The sequence below is a fragment of the Vibrio sp. CCUG 15886 genome (genome assembly GCF_028570825.1).
Classification (GTDB): Bacteria; Pseudomonadota; Gammaproteobacteria; order Enterobacterales; family Vibrionaceae; genus Vibrio; species Vibrio vulnificus_B.
In genome coordinates, this window is sequence record NZ_JAQQBT010000001.1 from 442,222 (window position 1) to 466,719 (window position 24,498).

At 43.9% G+C, this 24,498-nt stretch carries 26 protein-coding genes; 8 read left to right on the forward strand and 18 right to left on the reverse strand.

Going from position 1 to position 24,498, the window contains the following annotated elements; translation table 11 throughout:
- The first annotated feature begins 96 nt into the window (after positions 1 to 96).
- From PQQ36_RS01890 to yciH, 3 genes are all read left to right on the forward strand, one after another.
- Positions 97 to 1,092 carry a D-alanine--D-alanine ligase gene (locus PQQ36_RS01890; protein WP_011081249.1) on the forward strand — a complete coding sequence of 332 codons (996 nt, stop codon included), beginning with the start codon at positions 97 to 99 and terminating at the stop codon, positions 1,090 to 1,092.
- A 296-nt stretch (positions 1,093 to 1,388) separates the two neighbouring features.
- Positions 1,389 to 1,763 (forward strand): DUF3319 domain-containing protein, encoded by a 375-nt coding sequence (locus PQQ36_RS01895; RefSeq protein ID WP_011081250.1) that lies wholly within the window; start codon positions 1,389 to 1,391, stop codon positions 1,761 to 1,763.
- A 2-nt stretch (positions 1,764 to 1,765) separates the two neighbouring features.
- Positions 1,766 to 2,077, forward strand: a complete 312-nt coding sequence (gene yciH / locus PQQ36_RS01900; protein ID WP_072603843.1) for a stress response translation initiation inhibitor YciH — start codon at positions 1,766 to 1,768, stop codon at positions 2,075 to 2,077.
- Between the two features lie 1,245 nt (positions 2,078 to 3,322).
- Here yciH and PQQ36_RS01910 read toward each other — a convergent pair.
- The 9 genes from PQQ36_RS01910 to PQQ36_RS01950 form a co-directional block, all read right to left on the reverse strand.
- Positions 3,323 to 3,478 (reverse strand): YoaH family protein, encoded by a 156-nt coding sequence (locus PQQ36_RS01910; RefSeq protein WP_015727942.1) that lies wholly within the window; start codon positions 3,476 to 3,478, stop codon positions 3,323 to 3,325.
- A gap of 44 nt (positions 3,479 to 3,522) precedes the next feature.
- The gene (locus PQQ36_RS01915; RefSeq protein WP_011081274.1) at positions 3,523 to 4,644 is read right to left on the reverse strand and encodes a conjugal transfer protein TraF; all 1,122 of its coding nucleotides are present in this window, start codon (positions 4,642 to 4,644) and stop codon (positions 3,523 to 3,525) included.
- A gap of 63 nt (positions 4,645 to 4,707) precedes the next feature.
- A complete protein-coding gene (locus PQQ36_RS01920; RefSeq protein ID WP_130250767.1) occupies positions 4,708 to 5,589 on the reverse strand; it encodes a DUF2861 family protein in 882 nt (293 codons plus the stop codon).
- Entirely contained in the window at positions 5,589 to 6,251 is a 663-nt protein-coding gene (gene vxrB, locus PQQ36_RS01925) for a response regulator transcription factor VxrB (protein ID WP_130191104.1), read from the reverse strand. Before vxrB ends, PQQ36_RS01920 begins: the two co-directional genes overlap by 1 nt.
- Positions 6,226 to 7,698 carry a sensor histidine kinase VxrA gene (gene vxrA, locus PQQ36_RS01930; RefSeq protein ID WP_301280324.1) on the reverse strand — a complete coding sequence of 491 codons (1,473 nt, stop codon included), beginning with the start codon at positions 7,696 to 7,698 and terminating at the stop codon, positions 6,226 to 6,228. Before vxrA ends, vxrB begins: the two co-directional genes overlap by 26 nt.
- A gap of 124 nt (positions 7,699 to 7,822) precedes the next feature.
- Positions 7,823 to 9,217, reverse strand: coding sequence for a Re/Si-specific NAD(P)(+) transhydrogenase subunit beta (pntB, locus tag PQQ36_RS01935; protein ID WP_011081278.1), 1,395 nt, complete (start codon positions 9,215 to 9,217; stop codon positions 7,823 to 7,825).
- A gap of 13 nt (positions 9,218 to 9,230) precedes the next feature.
- Positions 9,231 to 10,787: a Re/Si-specific NAD(P)(+) transhydrogenase subunit alpha gene (locus PQQ36_RS01940; protein WP_080609768.1), complete on the reverse strand. Its 1,557-nt coding sequence runs from the start codon at positions 10,785 to 10,787 to the stop codon at positions 9,231 to 9,233.
- A 305-nt stretch (positions 10,788 to 11,092) separates the two neighbouring features.
- The gene (locus PQQ36_RS01945; protein WP_108693927.1) at positions 11,093 to 11,374 is read right to left on the reverse strand and encodes an HlyU family transcriptional regulator; all 282 of its coding nucleotides are present in this window, start codon (positions 11,372 to 11,374) and stop codon (positions 11,093 to 11,095) included.
- A gap of 6 nt (positions 11,375 to 11,380) precedes the next feature.
- Positions 11,381 to 11,755, reverse strand: coding sequence for a late competence development ComFB family protein (locus PQQ36_RS01950; RefSeq protein WP_011152132.1), 375 nt, complete (start codon positions 11,753 to 11,755; stop codon positions 11,381 to 11,383).
- 206 nt (positions 11,756 to 11,961) lie between these two features.
- Between PQQ36_RS01950 and PQQ36_RS01955 the strand changes: the two genes are divergently transcribed.
- The gene (locus PQQ36_RS01955) at positions 11,962 to 13,206 is read left to right on the forward strand and encodes a GGDEF domain-containing protein (protein ID WP_015727947.1); all 1,245 of its coding nucleotides are present in this window, start codon (positions 11,962 to 11,964) and stop codon (positions 13,204 to 13,206) included.
- Between the two features lie 51 nt (positions 13,207 to 13,257).
- Here the strand turns inward: PQQ36_RS01955 and PQQ36_RS01960 are convergent, their stop codons facing one another.
- Together PQQ36_RS01960 and PQQ36_RS01965 are read right to left on the reverse strand one after the other, a co-directional pair.
- Positions 13,258 to 14,253 (reverse strand): Solitary outer membrane autotransporter beta-barrel domain, encoded by a 996-nt coding sequence (locus PQQ36_RS01960; protein WP_206624999.1) that lies wholly within the window; start codon positions 14,251 to 14,253, stop codon positions 13,258 to 13,260.
- A gap of 2 nt (positions 14,254 to 14,255) precedes the next feature.
- Positions 14,256 to 15,215, reverse strand: a complete 960-nt coding sequence (locus PQQ36_RS01965) for a GGDEF domain-containing response regulator (RefSeq protein WP_011081284.1) — start codon at positions 15,213 to 15,215, stop codon at positions 14,256 to 14,258.
- A 139-nt stretch (positions 15,216 to 15,354) separates the two neighbouring features.
- On the opposite strand from PQQ36_RS01965, the gene PQQ36_RS01970 reads away from it, so the two are divergent.
- Positions 15,355 to 15,792 carry a DUF3069 domain-containing protein gene (locus tag PQQ36_RS01970; protein WP_011081285.1) on the forward strand — a complete coding sequence of 146 codons (438 nt, stop codon included), beginning with the start codon at positions 15,355 to 15,357 and terminating at the stop codon, positions 15,790 to 15,792.
- A gap of 36 nt (positions 15,793 to 15,828) precedes the next feature.
- On the opposite strand, the gene PQQ36_RS01975 is transcribed toward PQQ36_RS01970, so the two are convergent.
- Positions 15,829 to 16,311, reverse strand: a complete 483-nt coding sequence (locus PQQ36_RS01975; RefSeq protein WP_039547087.1) for a MarR family winged helix-turn-helix transcriptional regulator — start codon at positions 16,309 to 16,311, stop codon at positions 15,829 to 15,831.
- Between the two features lie 110 nt (positions 16,312 to 16,421).
- Here PQQ36_RS01975 and PQQ36_RS01980 point away from each other — a divergent pair, with 110 nt between their 5' ends.
- Positions 16,422 to 17,336, forward strand: coding sequence for a DMT family transporter (locus tag PQQ36_RS01980; RefSeq protein ID WP_225470271.1), 915 nt, complete (start codon positions 16,422 to 16,424; stop codon positions 17,334 to 17,336).
- Positions 17,337 to 17,346: 10 nt separating this feature from the next.
- Here PQQ36_RS01980 and modC read toward each other — a convergent pair whose 3' ends face one another.
- The 4 genes from modC to PQQ36_RS02000 are packed head-to-tail and all read right to left on the reverse strand — an operon-like array spanning position 17,347 to position 21,353.
- A complete protein-coding gene (gene modC, locus PQQ36_RS01985; protein ID WP_045597937.1) occupies positions 17,347 to 18,453 on the reverse strand; it encodes a molybdenum ABC transporter ATP-binding protein ModC in 1,107 nt (368 codons plus the stop codon).
- The gene (gene modB / locus PQQ36_RS01990) at positions 18,453 to 19,139 is read right to left on the reverse strand and encodes a molybdate ABC transporter permease subunit (protein WP_065091160.1); all 687 of its coding nucleotides are present in this window, start codon (positions 19,137 to 19,139) and stop codon (positions 18,453 to 18,455) included. Before modB ends, modC begins: the two co-directional genes overlap by 1 nt.
- Positions 19,136 to 19,891: a molybdate ABC transporter substrate-binding protein gene (modA, locus tag PQQ36_RS01995; RefSeq protein WP_045622455.1), complete on the reverse strand. Its 756-nt coding sequence runs from the start codon at positions 19,889 to 19,891 to the stop codon at positions 19,136 to 19,138. The genes modB and modA overlap by 4 nt, the downstream gene beginning before the upstream one ends.
- A gap of 10 nt (positions 19,892 to 19,901) precedes the next feature.
- Positions 19,902 to 21,353 (reverse strand): cobyric acid synthase, encoded by a 1,452-nt coding sequence (locus tag PQQ36_RS02000; RefSeq protein WP_273660276.1) that lies wholly within the window; start codon positions 21,351 to 21,353, stop codon positions 19,902 to 19,904.
- Between the two features lie 154 nt (positions 21,354 to 21,507).
- Here PQQ36_RS02000 and PQQ36_RS02005 point away from each other — a divergent pair, with 154 nt between their 5' ends.
- On the forward strand, positions 21,508 to 21,876 hold the full coding sequence (locus PQQ36_RS02005; RefSeq protein ID WP_011081292.1) for a YgiW/YdeI family stress tolerance OB fold protein: 369 nt from the start codon (positions 21,508 to 21,510) through the stop codon (positions 21,874 to 21,876).
- Between the two features lie 144 nt (positions 21,877 to 22,020).
- A complete protein-coding gene (locus PQQ36_RS02010) occupies positions 22,021 to 22,557 on the forward strand; it encodes a hypothetical protein (protein WP_015727953.1) in 537 nt (178 codons plus the stop codon).
- A gap of 118 nt (positions 22,558 to 22,675) precedes the next feature.
- On the opposite strand, the gene PQQ36_RS02015 is transcribed toward PQQ36_RS02010, so the two are convergent.
- Entirely contained in the window at positions 22,676 to 23,293 is a 618-nt protein-coding gene (locus PQQ36_RS02015; RefSeq protein ID WP_011081294.1) for an ATP-dependent zinc protease family protein, read from the reverse strand.
- A gap of 13 nt (positions 23,294 to 23,306) precedes the next feature.
- On the reverse strand, positions 23,307 to 24,494 hold the full coding sequence (locus PQQ36_RS02020) for an amino acid aminotransferase (RefSeq protein WP_011152202.1): 1,188 nt from the start codon (positions 24,492 to 24,494) through the stop codon (positions 23,307 to 23,309).
- Between the last annotated feature and the right edge of the window lie 4 nt (positions 24,495 to 24,498).

Consider the following 24,498-nt stretch of genomic DNA (forward strand, 5'->3'; position numbering starts at 1 on the left):
GGGTAAAAGCCATTTTTTACCAATAAATGACTGTACGAATAGCAAGGTATCGCTATCATTGAGACAGCGTGTCTTCTATCACGGAAAGATTTAACAATGATGAGAAATGTTCTACTTTTATGCGGCGGTGGTTCTTCAGAACACGAAATTTCGCTGCTTTCTTCTGAATACCTTCAGCAACAACTTGGCTTAATTGAGAATGTAAATGTCCTAAAGGTTGAGATTAAGAACGAAGGTTGGTTTGACCAAAAAGAGAGACTTGTGTATCTCGATATCCATACGAAAAGCGTGAAAAGCGATGAGTTTAATGAATCGATACACATCGATTTCATTGTACCTTGTATTCATGGCTTTCCGGGTGAAACAGGGGATATTCAATCACTTTTTGAGCTTGCAGGTATTCCTTATCTGGGCTGTGGGCCTGAAGCTAGCAGTAACAGCTTCAATAAAATCACGTCGAAACTATGGTATGACGCGATTGGCATTCCTAACACACCGTATCTTTTCCTAACAGAGAACAACGAAGAGTCTCACCAGCTCAGTAGAGAGGCATTCGATAAATGGGGCAAACTGTTTGTCAAAGCGGCGAGACAGGGGTCATCTGTTGGTTGTTACAGTGTAACCAAAATAGAGCAGCTTTCTGATGCCATTGATAAAGCGTTCGGATTCTCTCATCAGGTATTGGTTGAAAAGGCAGTAAAACCAAGAGAATTAGAAGTTTCCGCATATGAGATGAACGGTCAACTTCATATTTCAAAGCCAGGTGAAATTATTGCTCCAGACGGCGCTTTTTACTCCTACGATGAGAAATACAGTGCGGGTAGCCATTCAATCACAGAAGTGGAAGCGAAAAACTTAACCGAACAGCAGCTAGCGACGATTCAACTGTGCAGCGAGAAAGTCTTTCGTCAGATGAACCTTCGTCATTTGTCTCGAATCGATTTCTTCTTAACCAGTGAAGGAGAGATCTACCTTAATGAAGTGAATACCTTTCCTGGAATGACAAAAATTTCCATGTTCCCCAAAATGCTCCAACACAATGGACATAAGTTTCATGAATTCCTAGCGGACTGCATTGAACGCTCACTTTAAGCATTAAAGAAAATCGGCGCTTTTAACATTGTTTTTCAACAAAAAGCGCCGTTTTATAATCAGTAAATCATGGGAATTCAATTATCTAATCCGTCATTCTTTTTACGAAATAGCACCTTAAAAACCAGACAATACACCTACTAATATGTGATTGATTGAAGAGTATCTTCATGGTGGAAAAGGTTTTTTTTCATTTCATTGCACCAAAGCACGCTATTATAAGAATTTTATACTTGCTAAGCGTCTGATTACTATTATGATTATAGTAAGACTTAATTAATAGATGATTCAGTTACATGGCTATATCTCATTACCGTGGTTTTAACTTACAGTCTGCACCAAATGATACGAACATCTGGCAAGTAAAGATTAAGAATCGAGTGCTTCAAGGAAGCTTAAGTGCAGTGAAAAAGAGCATTGATTGGTGGTGCGATACTGCATCGATCATTGATCCTAGAGAGTTTTCTTCGCTTGACAGAAAGCAAGAAGCGACAGGCTCTCCTCAGGCAGAAAACTTTAATGGTTTTGCCATTAAAAACGATACAGGTGAACCAAACGCTTGGTATTGTTTCTTTAATGGCAAACTCATTAAAGGTTCCAAAGCGGCTATTCAGCGACATATAGAAGCTTATTTGATCGCGAAACAAAAGGCCGAACAACAGAAGAAATAGTAATGACTCTTGTATATTCAACAGAAACAGGCCGAATCAAACCAGAAGAACCTAAAGCTTCACGCCCAAAAGGCGATGGTATTGTTCGAATTCAACGAGAAACCAAAGGCCGAAAAGGCAAAGGGGTTTGCGTTGTCACTGGCTTGGACCTCGATGATGCTCCATTGAAGCTTCTCGCCGCAGAGTTGAAGAAAATCTGTGGTTGTGGTGGTAGTGTTAAAGATGGCAACATAGAGATTCAAGGTGATGCTCGTGACAAAATCAAAACGCATCTTGAAAAGAAAGGCATGAAAGTAAAACTTGCCGGTGGTTAATTTCAAAGGAGCTTTCAAAGCTCCTTTTTTAATCTCATTCAAAGTGACCAGTTCACATTAATCGACATAATGAATCAGCAATCAGAGCAACCAATATAGAACCTTAAATCTTTGATTAATAAGGTTCTATATTAGGTATTTTATGGTAAATAGGAATTATGTTTAATCATGAATATAAGCGCAACAATACCAGTAAAGGGTGGTAGAGGTTCAAACATTTCACGTAGCGTTATATTGCATTTAACATAACGTACATAATGCGCACTTATAATTGTAAGTGCCAGTTAGTAATGTCCGGTTTAGCCACTTTAAAATGTCCTCCTAAAATTAACAACATTGTTTGCTTTCGAGGCTTTAGCCGATGTTGATTACGACGAGTGAAAAAGACATTTATCGATTTGGGGTTCTGTCTTTCATCAGTACAAGGCAGTTACGGCTAGTTGATGCTGCAGTTACTCTAGCTGTTTTGTTTGTCATATCAGGTGCACACTTAATCGACGCTCCACTTTAGGAGCTCAAAGTCTCGCGCACGTTGCTCGTATACGACTGCCCGCCTGATGAACTTAAGGTTCAGCAAAGCCGAGTCGGCCTTTGATTAGATGCTAACAACGAGAGAATATCTTAATGAATACGGCAAGCCCGTCGCGTTCTACTGCGATAAGCATTCGATTTTTCGCGTGAATCAGGAAAAGCAAAAACAACTAGCCATGTTTTAAGCGATGTACCGCCTAGCAACTCAAGATAAACTGCTAATCATTACCTATTCAATTCAACCCAGCACGACTCAACTCACACCAGCGTATTTGATCAACTTTGATCAATTCTCACTCTTTCTCAATACCGAATTTTTTTCATTAATCATTTTAGACATTCGTTAAATTTTCAAAGTTTAGACACTCTAATCTCGAATTATAAAGGAACCACATAAGAGTAAGTACTTACAGCGTAACTTAGTGCACTTCCCAACATTTTATGCTGCACCAATTACTGCTCACAAACTCGCTCTGTAATTTAATTACATAACGGACGTTACGCCGTATCAGAACAGCAAAATAGACCAACGCAAACTGTTGATATATAAGAAAATAAATCATCACACCCCTATCCAGCATCAAATTACACCACCCACCTAAAGATTCAGGTAAAGGTAATTGGTAAAAGTTTTACTTGTTTTTTAATGTCAAAAAAAAGCAGAACCAAAAGGTTCTGCTTCGTTTCATTGGTTGATTTAGAGAAAGTAGATACTTACTCTGAACTTTGAGCTTTGTGCTCTGCCCTAATCTTTTCCGCGATGATTTTTATCGCTTGGGCAGTACTCATGCCTTCAGCCATTAGCTTCTGGATTTCTTCGACTGCTCTTTGTTGTTCTTGATGAGATAGCGGTGGGAGATCGTCAAACATAAAAAATCGGCTCCTTTGTTTAGGAGCCGACTATAACGAGATGCTTAATAGGTGGCAAGAAAATTGATGGATGCCCCCATCGCGTTTTCATTCGTATATCTGGCGGAGATATCCACTTCAAATAAATTGAGAGGTGAAAGACCAATACCGGCTGTAATTGTATCGTCTACATCGCGTGCCATGTTTTTCATGTAACCACCACGAATCTGCAGTTGTCTTAAGACATCAATTTCAAAACCCGCTCTCAACATTTGGCTATTGTCATCAAATGATGAAAACTTTTTCTCTTCATTAAGATCGTAGTCAACTGATAAGGTAAAGTAATCAGCAACGATCCCTGCCCCGACAGTATAAAGAGGTCTCATACTGTAGTCGTACGAAGGAATCGCCGTAGCTGGTGTTGTGCCTGTGAAGTCATAAGCTTTAGTTTGGATATCTCTTCCAATAAGATTTTTTGCAGCCACACCAATTCGAAATGGGCCGTAAAACCACAAAGCACCAGCGTCTAAATTGAAAATTGTTTCGCCGGTTTCGTTTTCTCTAACATCTCCAAGATCAAAATTGGCAAATGTTGAAGCAAATGAGTGGGTATAAACTCGTTGAAGTTTTGGTGTCACACCAAAAGCCATATGCTGGTAAAGGAAAGTTTGGTATTTGGCCAGTGAAACGCCGACTTCAGTTACTGATACAGAAACTGCTTGTACGTAGCTATTATCAGGATCTGGACCTGCTGCTACTTTAGGCGTGATAAAAGATTCGGTATAGAGCTTTCCATAAATCGTTGCAGATAAGAAACGATTCGGTATTCCAATTGCCAGCGCTCCGCCAAGTTCAAGATCTAGTTGATCACCATCAATCGCAGTTAGGGCGGGCAACGCATCTGGACTACCAGCTGCAATGAGTTTTCCTAAATTATCTATTTGATCTACAAGATCATGCGGATCATTATAAGTGATACCAAAGCTGGGAATAAGCATGCCAGCATCATCATTACGTCGGTACACAGCAGCAAGAGCTGGGTTAAAAAAGGGCGCTGTGAGATAAGTGGCGGAAACAGTACCTACTCCACCCATAGCGTCGCTTCGTGCTTCGATTGAATAATTAGCGGCATTTGCTGTGCCACAAAAAAGCATCGTTGCGTATAAATATCGATTGTTTAATTTCATCCTAAGACAACCCTTAGATTCCTTTTCTAGTAATATCGGCAGGATTAAAGATTTTTCAAGTTTTTATTCTTGTGTAATGTCGTATGTACGGCTGATGGTTTGTGATTGCTCAACGAGGATTTCACCTTGCCAACGTTTTGTGTTCATACTAACCGCGAGTACATAACGCTCGTTTGGAATCCCCTCTAATTCGAGACTATTCGGATAGTCAGATTCATAGGTTTTATTCCAAACTCGTTGATACTGACCATCAACATAGTCATACAAACCAACATTCATTTCGGGCAGTGGACAGTATGGGTTGTTTAAAGCAACTTTTTCTACGGTCCAATTTTCTTTTGATGACCATCTTACATATTGTGGGGCAATTGGTTCTCCCAATATCACCCAACCACTCCACACTTCTTGCCCTGCTGGTTGAACCACTAATTGGTAAAGGCCTGAGTCCAGCTTACCAGTGAGGTTATAGCGCTTCTGATATTGTTTTTCGTCGTCGCCATTTGTGACACCGTCACCACTTATTTCAGTAAAAACACTATCTGATGAGACACTTCGATCGACCCACTTTCTCACCGCGAGGCTTTTTACTTCGACATTGGCTCGGATATCTATCACTAAACGATAGGTGTCTCTTCCTGGGCTTTGAATGGTTTGCCTGATAACTTTGACTCCAGTCAACCAATTCGGCAGCGTTTTCTTAGTGAGCGATTTGCCACAATCCCTATTCAAAGATTGGATTAACAAACTGTTTAAATGCTCTTTCAACGTATCTGTTGGTGATGATTGCCATACTTCGACTAACGACTCGAACATGCCGGGCAAATTATCTTCCAACAGATGTTGGTGTGCTTGCGTAAGAGGGGTGTTTTGTTCAAACCAGTCTACAGCGTAGACTGGTTGAGTAAGTGAAATGGCAAAGAATGGAACTAAAAGTGACTTACGCATTAACCTTTCATCTTATAGCCAACACCGCGAAGTGTTTCGATCTCTAAGCCTGCAAGCTTCTGTCGCAACTGCAATACATGTGTGTCTACGGTTCGAGTAGTTGGGAAGTGGTTGTAACCCCAAACATGATCTAACAGCTCATCGCGAGTAAAGACTCGACCTAGATTGCTCGCCAAAAATAATAGGAGATCAAATTCTGTTCTTGTCAGAGTAACTTGCTCACCTTTAAAAAAGACTTCACGAGTCGATTTATCTATGACTAGGTTTTCTGTCTCTACTTTGTCGCTGCTCCCTTGCTCGCTGGATTCAGGTGAGCGAAGCTGGGCACGAATTCGCGCAAATAATTCTGCTTCTGCAAACGGTTTGGTCAAATAATCGTTAGCACCGGAATCCAAGCCTGCGACTTTATCTTTTACAGTAACCAGTGCCGTAAGCAAAATCACTGGCACGTTCTTAGTTTTCTTCCAGCCAGGTAAATGCGAAATAGAATCGCCATCTGGTAATTGTCTATCAAGGATCACCAGATCGGCCTGAGGCCAAAGCGATTCAACTTCAGAAATACGCTCGGCGTGCAAACACTCGTAACCGGCCTGCTCTAAACTTACTAATAGACCGTCTGCTAGGTTTTTATCATCTTCAACGAGAAGCAACGTCTGTTTCACAAGGTATCTCCAAAATAAACGTAGTTGGTGGACCAACGAGCTTCATTTTACCGCCCATTCGCCCGACCATAGATTCAACAATTGTTAAGCCAAGTCCCAAACCGCTTTTGCTGACAAATGGCTTGCGTAAATGTGACCAGTCCCTGCTGGTGAGTTTGCCATTATCGGTGACTCGGATTGTTAATTTACTGTCACCTGTTTGTACATCCAGTGTCACGGGGGCAACGCCGTATTTCACTGCGTTTCTAATCAAGTTATCAACGCAGGTTCCTAACCAATAGACATTAATTTTTGCTGATACATCTTGGTTAATTTTAAACTCAACACCTTCTGGAAACTCGTCTTCAATTTTAAAAAGCAACCACTCTTCTACAGAAGGAATCCAATCGGTCGCAAGCTGCTGGTTATCCGACTGGAGGTAATCCTTACTCGCTTCGGCTAGTTGTCTTAGTCGGCGAGTATCTTCACATAAACGTCGAAACTCATCATAAACTGTTTCCGGTAAGTGCTCAAACTCTCGACGAAAGCCCTCTACCGTTAGTGATAAACTGGCAATCGGAGTGCGAAGTTCATGTGTAAGAATCTGAAGTACCAACATACGACTTCTCAGCTCTTGGCGCTTGCTATTCCAACGGTACACTGCCCATCCGGCCACCAGCATGATATTGGCAATAACCAATACGATCATAGAGAAACGTAAGATTTGCGAATGGTCTTCTACATCCCAGCAAATATTTCCTCGCTGAACAAAACAACTTGCGTTATCCGCGCGAACACTTAAGGACAATCCCGCAGTTTCAACGTTGGTAGACCAAACACTCTTGTCGAATACGTGGTAATAGTCCCCTCGCCTTAGCCAAAGATCATCTTTATCTAAAAACATGATCGAACCAGCAATCAAAGCATTGATGGTTTCATCATCCATTGCTCTCAGACTGCTTAATAGTTCGTTACCTTCCTCATCCATTCGTTCCTTGATGTGCATGAATTTTTTTAGATTTTCATGCTCTTCTGGAAACTTTTGAATGTAGCGAGCGGCGTAAGTCCCGCCACCCGGATGAATCAATGCCGAACGAGAAAACCAGCGAGTATTAAGCTTCACCCCTTTACAAACTGAACGAGTGAAAACTAATGGCTCCGTGATCAATGGGCTGAGTGGTAGCTTGCCATTGCAGGTTTTGGACAGTTGATACAGTTGTTGTATGTCTTTCAGTGGGTAATTCGCCGTTTGCGGCAGCATTGAGTCAGGCGAAAGAAGTTTAGTAGGGAATGACGACTGTAAATCGCGGATGTCGTATGTTTTGCTTGCGGAATCATAATCAAATAACTCTGTGAAAAAATCAATGCGCTCCGGCAAAGAGTCTGCCAGAGCACTGGGTACTAGGTTCACAGAAAGCAGCAATGATAAGCAGAGTTTTTTAATCAAAACATTGTACGACGTCGTTATTATTGCCCCCAATATACAACATATTCATGAAAGTTTACATTTGTGGGATTCGGTATTTGATTGGATCGATTAGAAAAATAACAAAAAGGCCAGCTTTTCAGCTGGCCTTCGTCTTTTAGGTAAATTATAACGCTTTTGAAATCGCATCCACGCTATCTTTGGCATCACCAAAGAGCATTGATGTGTTCTCTTTAAAGAACAATGGGTTCTGAACTCCAGCATAACCAGTATTCATTGAACGTTTGAAAACAATAACGTTTTTTGCATGCCAAACTTCCAATACTGGCATGCCGGCGATTGGGCTGTTTGGATCTTCTAGCGCAGCTGGGTTAACGGTGTCATTCGCACCAATAACCAACACGGTATCCGTGTCTGAGAAGTCGTCATTGATCTCATCCATTTCCAGAACGATGTCATAAGGCACTTTTGCTTCAGCGAGCAACACGTTCATGTGACCAGGTAGACGACCCGCTACTGGGTGAATACCGAAACGAACATTCACACCTTGCGCACGCAGTTTTTCTGTGATCTCGTGAACTGGGTATTGAGCTTGTGCTACTGCCATGCCATATCCAGGAGTGATGATGACTGACTTGGAGTTTTTCAGCATATCCGCTACATCTTCTGCATTGATTTCACGATGCTCACCATACTCTTCATCACCGGAAATCACGACTTCCTGGCCAAAGCCACCGGCGATAACGCTGATAAACGAGCGGTTCATCGCTTTACACATGATGTACGAAAGAATTGCACCTGAAGAACCAACGAGAGCACCAGTCACGATCAACAGATCGTTTGCTAGCATGAAACCTGCCGCGGCAGCTGCCCAACCAGAGTAAGAGTTCAGCATAGAGACCACAACTGGCATATCCGCACCACCGATCGATGCCACCAAGTGGTAACCAAATGCGAAAGCAATCAGCGTCATCACAATTAAGGCAAACATACTGCCGTCTGCGTTAACAAAGTGAATCATAAGCAGTGTCGAAACAACGATAGCTGCGAGATTCATCTTGTGTTTATGAGGCAAGTTAAGTGGCGATGAAGAAATGATACCGCGTAACTTTCCGAATGCGACAATCGACCCAGTAAAGGTTACCGCACCAATGAACACGCCCAAAAATACTTCAACTAAGTGAATTACGTGTTCTGCGTGCATTCCCGCGGGGTCAAGAGAGACTGGCGCAGGTGGTTCAAGATAGCTGTTGTAACCAACCAAAACAGCCGCCATACCCACAAAACTATGTAGAATGGCCACTAATTCTGGCATTTCTGTCATTTCAACTTTCTTAGCGTAGTGGATACCAATACCACCACCAATCACCATAGCAACAATGACCCAAGCAAAACCTTCCGCACTAGGACTGAAGATGGTTGCAAGTAGCGCAATTGCCATACCGGCAATGCCGTAGTAGTTCCCTGATCTTGCTGATTCTTGCTTAGATAGACCAGCAAGGCTCAGAATAAAAAATAGTGCAGCAACGATATAGGCCGCCTGTACTAATCCTGCAGACATTGGTTACTCCCTATTATTTATCTTTGCGGAACATTTCGAGCATGCGTTTGGTTACCGTAAAGCCACCAAAAATATTAATGCTCGCGATCAACACAGCAATAAACGCCAAAAACGTTACTGCCCCATTTCCTTGGCCAATCTGTAACAAGGCACCGACAACGATGATCCCCGAAATCGCATTGGTTACCGACATCAGCGGAGTGTGAAGTGCGTGTGTGACATTCCATACCACGTAGTACCCGACAACACAGGCTAAAACGAATACCGTAAAATGTGCGAGGAAAGCGGCTGGTGCAACGGATGCAATCCATGCGAATGCACCGACACCCACTGCAAGTCCAGCCAGTTTTTTTACTGGAGAAACGGGCTCTTGTACTTTTGGTGCTGGCTTTTCAACCGCTTTTGGTTTGGCTTGAGGCTGAGCAGAAACTTGAATTGGTGGCGCAGGCCAGGTGATTTCACCATCTTTAACCACCGTGACACCACGTAGTACAACATCTTCGAAATCGATATTGATGCTGCCATCTTTTTCTTTACACAACAGTTTGAAAAGGTTAACTAAGTTTGTTGCATAAAGTTGTGAAGATTGAGTCGGCAAACGACCAACCATGTCGGTGTAACCGATCACTTTTACGCCGTTAGCCGTCGTGATAACTTGGTTTGCGACTGTGTATTCGCAGTTACCACCGTTAGCAGCAGCAAGGTCAACAATCACACTGCCCGCTTTCATGCTATCTACCATTTCCTTGGTAATCAGCTTAGGCGCTGGCTTACCTGGAATCAGTGCGGTTGTGATAATGATATCAACATCTTTCGCCTGTGCAGCATACAGCTCCGCAGCTTTCTTGTTGAAGTCATCAGACATCTCTTTCGCATAACCGTCACCAGAACCAGCAGCTTCTTGGTAATCAACAGAAAGAAACTCTGCACCCATGGATTCCACTTGTTCTTTAACTTCTGGACGAACGTCAAAAGCACGAACAATAGCACCTAGGCTACCAGCAGCACCGATAGCAGCCAAACCAGCAACACCCGCACCGGCGACAAACACTTTCGCTGGTGGTACCTTACCTGCAGCAGTAATCTGCCCTGTAAAGAAACGCCCAAACTCATGTGCTGCTTCAACAACCGCTCGATAACCGGCGATGTTGGCCATTGAAGACAACGCATCCAGTGCCTGAGCACGAGAGATACGTGGCACCGCATCCATAGCCAGCACATTGATGTTCTTACTAGAGAGTTGTTCCATCAACTGAGGGTTTTGAGCTGGCCAAATAAAGCTAACCAACGTTGCGCCTTCTTTGATCAACGCAATCTCGTCAATGCTTTTCTCTTCATCGATAATTGGCGCATTGACTTTAAGTATCAGCTCAGAATTCCAAGCTTCTTCTTTAGAAACCATTTTCGCACCAGCTGATTCATATGCTGAATCATCAAAGCTGGCTAACGCCCCCGCTTGGGTTTCGACAACAACGTCAAACCCCAATTTAATTAGCTGCTCAACCGAACTTGGCGAAGCAGCGACTCGCGTTTCTCCCGCGAGTAGTTCTCTTGGTACACCAATTTGCATAGCTATTCCTTGACTATTGGCCTTGTTAATCATCTTTTTGTATCTAACGCAGGATGCGACTTCAAGTGTTTTGTAGTTAAAATACAAATTTTCATTACATATAACCCTATGTAATGAAGGAACTCTACGCACCCCGCGAAATAAAACAACGACATATCAACAAGACAGAGGTCCTACCAGACCTTGAATTATTGGTTATTTTACAACCACATAGATTAAATTTTTGCGTAAAAAACAAAAAGAGCCACCAGCATAAACACTAATGGCTCTTGTGATGATGACAGGAATCAAAACCCGAGAAACTTTTAGCTAAATATCTCGCCTCTCATCTGGTCAATGAACATTTGCGCCTTTTTGACCATCAATTCGTTTGCATCTGCTTCAGAGGTCAAAACATCCGATCGGATGAATCGATGACTTTTTAATTCGCCCTCTACCTCTTTGGTAATTCTACCAGCAACGCGAAATTGACCGCCTTCTTGTAAACTCTCGGCATAGATCAGAAAGCCTTTATGCTCAATTGGCTCAATTTCTTTCTTTGCTTCACTATCTTTTGAAGACCCAAACAGGCGTGAAAATAACCCCATTATTCCTCACTCATGTGGTTTGTTGAATTTCAATATCGGTTTCTCAAACCATTCAAGCGGCGCGTTGTCATCGTAATTCACGTGAGAGAAAACCACGGGAATATCGTCTGAACGATGTTGTCTTCTATCTTCAACGATCATGCTTTCCGCATTTTTAACGGCAACTTCACTGTTGTGTTTGAACTGAACCAGCCTCTCTTCAGGTAGTGCAGATAAAAAATCGATATCAAAGCGGATATAAACAGGTTTGAGTTGCACAAGCGCTAAACACGCTAAATCGGCCAATTGTTCCGACGTGTACTTACTCACATACTCATCCTGAGCGAGAACCTGACCAACCAGAGTTTCCATGTAATTATGAACATCGACACTGATTTGCATTAAAGCATCTCCTTGTTTTTATTATGCTCGGTACATCAACAGTATACGCAGCGACTTTTTGAAACCAAGCTTTGTCATTCACTTTTACTGTCATTATCAATAAATCACTACTTAAGTTTAGCAAAAGGCTTGGAAAATCCAGAAATAATCGTATTCTACTAGGTTCTTCATACCCATTCGTTAGTGTTATAGGAAGTCAGCGGTTAATGACGTCTCCGGTAGTTAGTAGTGCTCAGTTTAAAATCTTCTTTCCCGTCGGTTTACTCGGGATTGTGGCAATGGGGATGGATAACATCATCGTCATGACACAGGCAAACTGGGGGTTGGCTGCAAACTTGCCTTATATCTTGCTCGGGACCGTTTTTTTACTCTGTAGTGTATTCAAACAAGGCCGCATTGCGATGATCGCAATGGCAATGATCATTACCTACTTTGTTATTCAAAACCGCCTGCAAATTCCGTTAAGCAGTGGGAGTGTTTTACTTGAGCTCTCTTTACTTGCTTTCTTACTGCCAGTGGCTTGTTTTGTCGTCTATCTGTTTAACGCTTCAGGCATGCACAGCAAGTCCATTGCCACTTACGGATTGGTCCTTGGCGTGTTAACAGTTTGGTCTTTCATCTTCCTTAGCTACTTTCAAGAAGCAGGTTTTGAGCATTGGAATAATGGATTGCTCTTCTCTGTCGCTGCGATTTCAAAATTGCCTCTTTTGCTTGTGGCCTATTGCACTGCCATCGTGTTGGCCACGGCGATTTTGGTTCTGAAGCACAATCGCCCTATTGAGGTGTCGATTTATACGTGTTTGCTCTTAGCTTCAACCACCTTTACGTTTTTTGATGTGAAGTTCATCTCCAGTACCATGTTCACCTTGGCAGGAATTTTGCTGATTATGCATGTGGTCCAGGCCAGTCATGAGCTGGCATTTATCGATGTGCTGACACAGCTACCAAGCCGCCGCGCGTTAGAAATGGACGTTAAACACTTAGGTCGACGTTTTTCTATCGCCATGATCGATGTGGATCATTTTAAGAAATTTAACGACACCTATGGGCATGACACTGGCGATGACGTTTTGAAACTTGTTGGCTCTCGCTTGCTCTTAATTAAGGGCGGAGCAAAGGTTTATCGTTATGGCGGAGAAGAATTTACCGTGGTATTTAAAGGGAAAACCTCGAAAGAAGTACAAGGTTACCTAGATGACATTCGAGAAGATATTGCGAACTACGATCTCGTTTTAAGGAATGACACGACACGCCCAAGCAAAGCGAGTGAAGGAAAGAAACGTCGTGGAACTCAAGAAAATACAATGAACACGGTCAATGTAACGGTCAGTATTGGTGTGTCAGACAGCCGTTCTTCGAAAGATCCAGATACCATTCGTAGCTTGGCAGACGAAGCCTTGTATAAAGCGAAGAAAGCAGGTAGAAACCAAGTCATGACGAAGGTCGAATAAATACCGATTTGTCAGACTCTTTCCCTTGCCAAATATTTGAAATTTATGGCGTCAATCTTGGTTAAAGAAGAGCACTAAACTCCCGCCCTTCAGGGCACTACCATAATTAAGGCTTAAGCCGATACCAACATTGTCTACCCACTGCGTTTTGAAAGGCGGTGTCATTAACCATCCAACACTCGCTTCATAATAGTGACGCGTACCTAACGACTCGGAAGTATCGCCTCCAACATCAACCCGATTAAAACTCGTATAAACAGATTGAACTGCACGTCCCCACTTTTCGAAGTCGTAGAACATTTTGACACCGTTAACCCAATACCAACCTTCTGGGTTACCAACCTGCCCTCTGTTTGCTTCGCCCCAACCTTGGCCATAAAAATAATGTGCCGAGCTCCAGTAATACCACTTTCCCCAAGGCTTCATTTGTAAGTACTTGGCTTGTACATTAGGTTCAGCGACCAAAGCCCAAGCATCGGTATTAACCAAATAACCATCGATGACACTTTTATAATCCGCCAATGCATCGCTGCGATAGGTATAGTCACTGCGGTAATACATTAAATGAGCCCCAATGGAAGCATCAAAAGTCCAGTTTTCGCTCAGTTGTCGCGAGTTTGTGTACTCAAGAAACGCGCCAAGCACATACTCGCGATGACTATCGGACACAATAGTGTCTGCAATAGAAACGTCTTGTTCAATGCCTAGGGCAGATAAACGACCTTGCAGGCTGTGTTTTATTTGGCTGTCGGGATCCTCGTACAAGGCAAACTCAAAAGGGAGCGTTGATACACCAATTTTTTTGCGCAAATTGACTGAATCGGCACTTCCCAGCTCTTCATTGTCGAGATTTAGCCATTCATTCGGGTCAAAGTCGTGAAAGCCAACAGTAAAAACATCACTGTCGGTAAGAACAATGGCCGTTGCAAAGTTTCGCTCCAGCTCTTTTTGGATTAGGTCATTGAGCTCTTGGGCAGACAATGCAAAGGAAGGCAGCAAGATTATGGCAAAAACTGAGGTACTCACAGCAAAAGGAAAACGTAGCATAATTAAGATGCTCTGAAAGTCACGTAACGGTTTTTACCTTCTAACTTGGCTTGATAAAGCGCTTTATCAGCAAACTGATAAATTGTCTGCAGTTCTTCCCTACCATTTGGAATAAAAGTGTAGACACCTTGTGACAAGGTAACAACATCAGATACAGCAGAAAATGCATGCGGGTAACTAAGGTCCGCAACCGCTTTATGAATTCTTTCCGCAGCTTTAACGGCTTGCTCTGCATCACTGCCACCAAGTAACACGACAAACTCTTCACCGCCGTAGCGGCCAACACAGTCAGCATTACGTTGAAACAAACTCTTAATTGTATTCGCCGTGGCTTGAAGACATTTGTCCCCTTCAATATGGCCATAGTTGTCGTTAAACAATTTGAAGTTATCGATATCCAAAAGGATGACACTGATTGGTAAACGGTGCCGTCCGTACCAGCCTAACATTTGCCCCAACTGCTCATCGATATAACGGCGATTGTATATCTTCGTTAGGCCATCTTCGTTTGCCTGCTGTTGCAATAACGCATTTAGCTCAGCCAGTTTCGCGGTTTTCTTTTTTAGCTCTCGACGCATATGTGCAATACGCTGCATCGCGATCAACTTGGAGCTGAGTACCAATTTATCGACTGGCTTGGTTAAGTAGTCATCTCCCCCGGCTTCTATCGCTTTTGCGATCACTTCAGGTTCTTCATGACTACTGAGGAATATAATGGGTACCCACTCTTCAAACTGAGTGCGAATCGCTTTGGAAACATCAAAGCCATCCATTTCTGGCATACTGATATCAAGCAAAACCAGCTCAGGGTCAAACTCTTCGTACAAGCGCAATGCTTCTCTACCACTCGAAACCGCCTCGACAATATGCCCAAGCTGTTTCAAGCGAATGGCAAGCTGCATTCTATCGAGTTGCACGTCATCGACCAGCATAATGCGCATGGATGAGCCAGTTGATATCATCGTTTCCTCTATCGGACTTCACATCTGTTACTAAAGGTATATCATATCAACTTGCTGGTTTCATCCAGCTTATACCGTAATACGTTGACTTTTTTGAAGATCACCTTACTATTCCGCTTTTTTAAATGAGAGACGTGTCATGTCAGAAGCAAATACTCCAGAAAAACAACCCATCGACCTAGCAACGATTTCACCTGAATTACGTCAGGTTATCGAGTTTGACCAGGTTCCAGAAGCAATGTTTGAGATGGTAACGTCTATCCATGAAGTTTCTGAAGAAGCCGTCCGTGAAGCTTGGGATTCACTACCAGCAAGCGCGCAAAACGTACTAGACAATTTTGAACAGTTCCACGCACTGATCTCTGTAAGCCAAGCGTTCGCCGGCGTTAACGTGATGGAAGAGTTCCCTACAATGAATCTTCCAGAAGGCATGAGTGAAGAAGAGAAAGATGCCTACCGCGCTCAACTGCTAGACCACGTGCTCTTTAATTGTGTTAAGGACATGGTAAAACAGCTTAAGAAAGCGCGTCGCGACCCTATTCTGAAACGCGATTTCCGCGACGTATTCGCTAAGTAATGTAAAAAGCTGCTCACATGAGCAGCTTTTTTTATCTTATTCGAACTGCCCCAACCACTCTTTAAGCACAGCATTCAAAGCTTGCTTCTGAGGCTTTGAAAGATTCTTTAATAGCGCATGTTGAATCGCGACATGCTCTTCTATCAGCTTATTCACTGTCACCAAACCATGCTCCGTAAGCTCAACAGTAACGCTGCGTCGATCTTCCTTGCTGTGTTGGCGTAAAATCAGGCCTTTTTGCTCAAGCTTATCTAAACGGTTGGTCATTGCCCCTGAGGTCAGCATCAAAGACCCCAATAGCTCCGATGGCGTCAAACGATATGGCGCGCCACTTCTACGCAGAGTCGCAACCACGTCAAACTCGCCCATCTTGAGATCGTAACGTTTATGCACCTCACCCACTGCGCTTTCCAAGTATTTGGTGATGCGGAATATGCGCCCCATGATAGCCATAGGCTCGGTATCTAACTCTGGTCGCTCTCTATCCCATTGCTCTACTACACGATCAATTGCATCCATCATCTTATCTCAATCATTAGCTTGCGAGATATCTTAATATAAAGATACTTTACTTTCATCAAAAATAGGCATACATTGAGTTTAATTATCTCAATGTAAAGATATTTAATATGAACATACTTATCGCTATGATACCTGCCTTTTTTTGGGGAACGACCTACGCTGTTACACAAGCAACGTTGGCTGACTGGCCACCGCTGTTACTGGGTGCGTTAAGAGCGCTCCCCGCAGGATTGCTTTTACTATTGGTTAAACCCACGTTGCCGAATCGTCACCAAATAATCACCTTGCTTAAACTTGGAAGCATCAACATTGCGGCCTTTTTTGCACTCATTTTTGTGATGGCGTTGACGCTACCATCTGCAATCTCTGGTGTAGGCATGATATCAGTGCCTGTTTTCGCGATGCTTTTTCATTGGGTTGTCGCCAAACAAGCGCCAAGTAAAGTTCAAGCTTTATGCGGTTTCGGATTGATTAGTTTTGCTTGGTTCTTGTTTGATCCTAGCCACTTGGCTCTTAGTCCCATCGGATTGTTGGCCATGTTGTCTGCGATTTTCTGCATTATTATTGGCAGTCGTATCACCAAATCACTCGGAACAGAGATGCACTGGTGGCTTATCCTTACCTGGCAGTTGATCTTTGGTGGCATTGTATTGTCGCTTGCATCGTTCGCTCAGTTCGTTGTTGAGCCCACTCCCTACTATCAAGCATGGCAGCAGTTAGATGGCCAAAATTTCATTGGCCTCGGTTGGATAGTTTTAATGAATACGGCGCTGGGATATGGCTTGTACGTTTGGCTATTACAACGAATGTCTGTGGTCGATTTTACGTTCGGCGGGATTGCAAATCCTGTTGCTGGTATCGTGTGTGGGGTTCTGCTGGTTGGCGAATCTTATACTTTTCATCAGTTTTCCCTCATGGCCGGGATGATTTTAATGTCACTTCTGCCGCAAATTGTCGGGTTGCTCTCTTCTAAAAAACGTCAGAAGCGACAAAAGGTGACATTGTCACCAAGAAATTCATGACATCAATAGACTAATGTGTGAGTGCGATATCCCTTTGAGTCACACTCACCCCTTTGATCTGTGCAAAAACACGGTCCCCCTGTTTAAGATTAAGATCGGCCAACGCCCACGGGGTAATGGTCGCCCATAGAAAGCAATCTTGGGTCAACGCCAGTTTAACCGCGATGCTCTCTTTATCTTCTGCAGGGTGTCTTTTCTCAACGCGCTCGACCTTCGCCTCAATAATATTACGAATTGAGGTTTTCTGCGGTTGAACGAGCGTAATGGAAACATCATTCGCCCGCACCTGGAGACGAATATCGCTACCGAGGGGCGCGTCAATCTTTTGCACCCACAGCGACGCTGTTGACGACAACATGACACGAGTCAAGGCGTATTGAGGGTGCTGTTCTGCAATGTTGGCATTAAACAAAGTGCTTTGTTCGGAGAATGATTGCCACGGGCGCATTGCTTGCGAAGACCACACTTCCGACAACACACCGGAAGCGACAATCTGACCTCTATCCAACACCGTGAGGTGATCCGCTAGTCGCAAGATCTCTTGCAGACTATGGGTGACATACACAATGGGTATTTCGAAGCTTTCCGAAAGCTTCTCAAGAAAGGGAAGCACTTCTTTTTTCCGCGGCATATCGAGCGAGGCCAGCGGCTCATCCATCAATAGAATCTTGGGTGATGATAACAGTGCACGGCCAATCGCAACGCGTTGTTTTTCACCGCCAGACAGAGAAGCAGGATAGCGTTTTAGTAATGGTTGTAGCGCGAGCAACGTCACCACTTTATCAAACATATCTGCATCAAACTGTTTGATGCCATACTTCAAATTGCCTTCAACATGGTAGTGAGGAAATAAACGAGAATCTTGGAATACGTAACCAATATTCCGTTGGTGTACGGGGACATTAATACCTAAAACCGAATCAAACAGCACGTCCGAGTTCAGCGCTATACGCCCTTGTTCGGGCTGAGTTAGTCCGCTGATCACATTGATGATTGACGTTTTACCTGCACCAGAACGACCAAAAATCGCGCTAACACCTTTGCTCGGAAGTTGTAATTCGATATCGAAAACAACATGACCCAACGTTTGTTTGAACGCAACTTGGAGACCCTTCATCACTTTGCTCCCAATCGTCGTTTGGCTTTTTTGTTCAACCACTCTGATACCAATAAAGTAGACAGTGCGATAGCAATTGAAATCACACATAGTCTTGCCGCCTGCGCTTCTGCACCCGGTGTCTCGATAAAATTAAACATGGCAAGAGGCAAAGTTTGTGTTGCGCCAGGAATATTGGAAACAAAACTGATGGTTGCCCCAAACTCTCCGAGACTGCGTGCAAAAGCCAACATCGATCCCGAAATGATCCCGGGCAGCATCAGAGGTAATGTGATGGTGAGAAAGACTTTTATTGGTGATGCACCGAGCGTCGCCGCTGCTTGCTCTAGTTTGCTGTCGACACTTTCTAAACTGATTCGAATAGAACGCACCATCAAAGGCAGCGCAACGACCCAACAAGCCAATACCGCCCCTTTCCAGTTAAACGCAAATGACAAGCCAAACATTTCATACAACCAACTTCCTAGCACGCCTTGGCGCCCCATCGCAATAAGCAACAAATAACCAATCACAACCGGAGGAAGAACCAAAGGAAGATGTATTGCGCTATCAAGTAGGGTTTTGCCCGGAAAGCATTTTCGTGCCAATAGCCAAGCGAAAAACACGCCAAATGGCAGTAACCAGATCACCGTATAAAAACCTACTTTTAGGCTAAGTATTAACGCTTGGTATTCGAGGTCGCTCACGGTTTCTCCAACGTTGTAAAGCCATGCTTTTGAAATATGGCAGTGGCTTCTGGACCCATAAGATAATTGAAGAACGCCTTGGCGGATTCGGATTGAGTGATCAACCCAGCAGGATAAGTGATGGGATCGTAGAGCGCTTGCTCAGGTGTCACGAGTATCTTCACTTTCTGTGACATTCGCGCATCAGTTTGGTAAACGATGCCTAACTTTGCTTCATCTCGCTCTACTAACGCTAGGGCTAAGCGAACGTTTTTGCTCGGCGCGACATGGCTCGACACCGCATTCCACACATCGGCATTTTGCAACATTTGTTTGGCGTACATACCAGCAGGTACAGAGTTGGTATCGCCTAGGGCGAGCCAATTGCCTGTTAGAAGCCTCTGCCACTGGGCTTTGGATGAAACATCAAGAGTTACATTGTTGTTTTTATTGGTAATAACAACCAACTCATTGGAAAGCAAATTAGTGACACTGTCGCTTTTAATAACCTTATGTTGGACCAGGTAGTCCATCCATTGGTTATTGGCAGAGATAAAAATGTCACCCGGTGCACCGCTGAGCAACTGCCTTGAGAGGGATGAGGAGCCACCGTAAATTGCCTGTACTTTGTGATGGTTCTGACGTTCGTAACTCTCTATCACATCATTGATGGCATTCGTCAGTGACGATGCGGCATAAACGCGCGTTGTTTGTTGTGCACTCACCGCAGGCGCTAGCATTAGTAGCAGTAAACTCAGCCATTTGTTCATCATACTTCGCTCCCTATATGCCCAATTGACTCAGGTCCAAATGTTCTTCAATGGCATCGGCGATTCGGTCTATCGCCTGCTCCTTAAGTTGTTGGTGATTCTGAGCCTTGATTCGCACTCCATTGACCCACTCACAAATCAGCTCTAATACGGCTTCGGAGTCTAAGAAACCATGTAGATAACTGCCCATGATCTGCCCGCATTCGCTTAGTGCGCCTTCAAGCTGGCCATCATCTTTGGTGATCGGTTGATATTCATTCACTTGCGATCGCCCAACGTGAATCTCATAGCCAGTCACGTTAACGTGTTTTCCGTTTAGTGATAACTGCCCTTTAGTGTTAATCAAACACTTATCTTGGGTAAGTTCCGTGCGCGTTTTTAAGAGTCCGAGCCCTACGCTTTCACCTGGTTCACCTTCCACACCAAACGGATCGCTAATCGACTCCCCCAACATTTGGTAGCCACCACAGATCCCTAACACCTTACCACCAAAGCGCAAATGTCTTAGAATATCCTTGTCCCATCCTTGTTCTCGAAGGTATCGAAGATCATCACGCACTGATTTGGAACCAGGCAAAATGATCAAATCCGCGTGCTCTAATCGCTCTCCTTTGCCCACGTAACGCAAGTCAATTTGGGGATGCAGTCTGAGCACATCAAAATCCGTATGATTGCTAATCCTCGTCAGCACAGGAACCACGACTTTTAGCTTAACCTCATCAGAGAGCGCTTGTTGTGAGGTAATCGCATCTTCTGCCTCGAGATTCAATCCATGAAGAAATGGCAGAACGCCAATGACGGGCTTACCTGTTTTCTCTTCGAGCCAATCGAGACCCGATTCAAGCAACTTAATATCACCACGAAAGCGGTTGATGACGAATCCCTTCACTCGCGCTTGTTCCGATGGAGAGAGCAATGCCAAGGTGCCATAAAGGTGTGCGAAAACGCCACCGCGATCGATATCAGCGACGATAATCACTGGGACATCGGCTTCTTCGGCAAAGCCCATGTTGGCTATGTCATTCTGACGCAAATTGATTTCAGCAGGACTGCCGGCTCCTTCGATCATGATGGCTTGATATTCATCTTTTAAACGAGCGAAAGAGTCCATCACCGTATCCATCGCCACTTTTTTGTAATTGTGGAAGCCATAGGCATCCATATTGGTCAATGCCTTACCTTGCAAAATAATCTGTGCGCCAGTATCGCTATTGGGTTTGATCAAAACCGGATTCATGTGAACGCTCGGCTCAATGCGACACGCTTGCGCTTGAACAGCTTGAGCTCGGCCTATTTCGCCACCTTCTTTCGTCACCGCACTATTGAGGGCCATATTTTGTGGTTTGAAAGGGGCAATGTTTACGCCTTTACGAGCCAATACGCGGCAGAGACCTGCCACCAATACGCTTTTTCCCGCATCAGAGGTAGTGCCTTGCACCATGAGCGTGGTTACTTTTGCTTCCATTTTTTATCGTCGCTATTCAAGGGAGGCCTATTTTAGCCTTTTTTGACACTTTAGAAAATGAATCCAATATGAATCAAGCGCTAAGCAATCATTCAAATCTGTTTTGTTCTAATACCCTTATCGAAACAACCTCGGTTAAACATAGGAAAAGAACATGAACAAAACACTTATTATCGCAATCGCTGCTTTGACAACCACACCAGCCATCGCGCTCGCCAACAACTCTTCAACAGTACAAGGTATCAGTTTTGACGGTCCGGTGAATGTATCGGTCGTTTCCGAACTGCTGAAAGATTCAAATATGTTTACGGAGAAAGATGTCGTCGTTGAAGGAACTTTGGTCCGTCAACTCAATAAAGATACCTATATTTTCACCGATGGCAGCGCCGAGATTCAAGTTGAACTCGATGACGATATTCGTTTTACACAAACCATTAACAGCAATACACGCCTGCGCTTGTTTGGTGAGTTTGAGGGCGGCAATACCCCTGAGATTGAAGTCGATAGTTTGACGCTGCTTTAACACACCAAATAGCCAGAGTGGTACGAGTACGCTGCTTTTTCGCTTAATACACTCATTTACGTCATATTATTTTTAAGTTTGGCCTGCTATTTGCAGGCTTTTTTTGTAAAATACGGGCGTTAATTTTTTGGCTTTGGAGATCTCATGCTAGGTAAAGCTCTCAAAACAACCTTGTTGGGTGTATGTACTTTGCTCCCAATAACAGCAAGTGCAAACAACTTCAACTACAACATGTTTGAGGTGCGTATGGGGTCAAGCCCAGGCACTTTCGGTGCGGAGTTCAACACTTACTTCACGGAAAATACACACTTTGTCGGACGCTTTGACAGTGAATTTAGTGGGGACTGGGATCTTGCTGGTGGTATTGGTTTTAATGGTCCTATGGGGCAGTTTGCCGATATTTATGGCCAAATGCTGATTCACAACATTAAAAACAAATCGAGCGATAAAATCGGTGATGAATGGAAAACCGAAGTCAACATTGGTGCTCGTGTTTGGTTGATGCAAAATGTCGAAGTTCATGGACGATTGGGGCAATTGATCTCCAATGACAGTAACAACTCTATTGTCGGTATTGGCGCTCGATTCCATTCAACTCAACAACTTTCTATCGGGGCAGACCTTCGTAATAACGGCACTTATGGACATCAGATCCTAATGTCGGTCAACTTTATGTTCTAACTGCCTGCTATCGCCTAGTTTCTAGTTTCTTTTTAGAAGCTACACATAACAAGCGTTGAGCGAAAACAAAGGGCCAAATTGGCCCTTTGTTCGTAGTACTTATCGTGTTCGCTTTCTGCTACTTCGTTGTCGGCTTATCTTGAACGTATTTCTGTGAAACATCGACAATTGCGACGTCTTTGAAGAAGCTGCGCCCTAGCAATACAGGGAAAGTTAAATGCGTTCTGTCGGTTAGCGTGAACTCGGTTTTTTCTTTGAGATCACCAATTTGAATCCAAGCTAGCACGACAGCGCGCTTTTGCGTTCCTTCCGCACTGGATTGGCGAATGTGAACCCAGCGTTCAACAGGTAACGCTATTTCGTTACTATTGATGCCATCATGCTCGATTTTGAACTTAACCCAATCTTTGCCATCACGCTCAAACTCAACCAAATCAACCGCACTGATGGATGAAGTTGTTGCTCCAGTATCAATTCGAGACTTAAACACCTCATTTAACCCCGGAACGTACACCCACTCTTCTTCACCAAGAATCAACTTCCCGTCAGATGTTTTATGGGCTTTAAGTTCAAGCACTGGGCGCTCTGGTTTGGGCTGAGGCTTTGTCTGCTTTACTGGTTCTTCTTTAATTTCCGACTTATTTTCTGCTGAAGCATCTACCGTTGCTGGTGTCACTGCACAAGCAGTTAAGCCGCCGCTAAGTAGTAAAGGCAAAATAAGTTTCAATTTCTTCATCCAATCACCTGCATTAACGTTGTGAGACTTTGACTATCGCGTCTGCCACGTATGGAATGTGAGCTTCTGTAAGGCCAGCGATGTTAATTCGCCCGTCACCTACACCATAAATTCCATATTCATCTCGTAGCGTTCCCATTTGCTCAGGTGTAAAGCCTAGCACAGTAAACATACCCTTGTGGCTTTCAATGAAGTCGAATTGTGACGTATTGTGTTGATTTCTCAATTCATTACATAAAGTTTGACGCAGGTTTAACAAACGTTGCTGCATTTCACACAATTCTTGCTTCCAAGTGGTTGTAAGTTCAACATTTTGTAGGATTGTTTTGACCAATGCAGCACCGTGATCAGGCGGCATGGTGTAAGTTGAGCGTGCGAGTGTCAGCAACTTACCTTTCGCGTTTGATGATTCTTTTGCGTTTTTGCCAATCACAATGGCCGCGCCAGTACGTTCACGGTAAAGACCAAAATTCTTCGAACATGAAGTGGTAATCAGCATTTCTTCAACACGGTCAGCCATGAACTGCAGCCCTTTTGCGTCTTCTTCAAGGCCATCACCAAAGCCTTGGTAGGCAATATCAACAAAGGGTGTGAAACCGTTCTTTACTGCCAAATCGGTGATGGCTTGCCAAGCAGCAAAATCAATGTCTGCTCCCGTTGGGTTGTGACAACAACCATGAAGCAGTACGACATCCTTTGGACCTGCAGTAGCAAGATCATCTAACATCTGGCCGATGTCGACTTGCTTTGTTTCTGGGCTGAAGTAGCGGTAATAACGCACTTTCAACCCGGCAGCTTCCATCACTGGCTTATGGTTCACATAACTAGGGTTAGAGATCCAAACGGTGGTGTCTGGCTGTGCCACTTTCATCAAATCTCCGAGCATACGCAGTGCGCCACTGGCTCCCGGTGTTTGAATCGCACTCACTCGGTCAAGTACGGAAGTACCCGCAAGCAATAAATTCACCATCGATTGGTTAAACTCTTCGCATCCCGCTAGGCCGACGTACGACTTGGTTGTCTGTGTATCAGCAACGATTTTTTGCGCTTGGGACACCGCACGCATGATTGGCGTTTCGCCTTTGTTGTTTTTGTATACGCCAATGCCAAGGTCTACTTTTTGGTCACGCGGATCGTTACGAAAAGCAACGGTTAGAGAAAGAATAGGATCTAAAGCTGGTGTTGGTAATTGAGAGAACATGAAA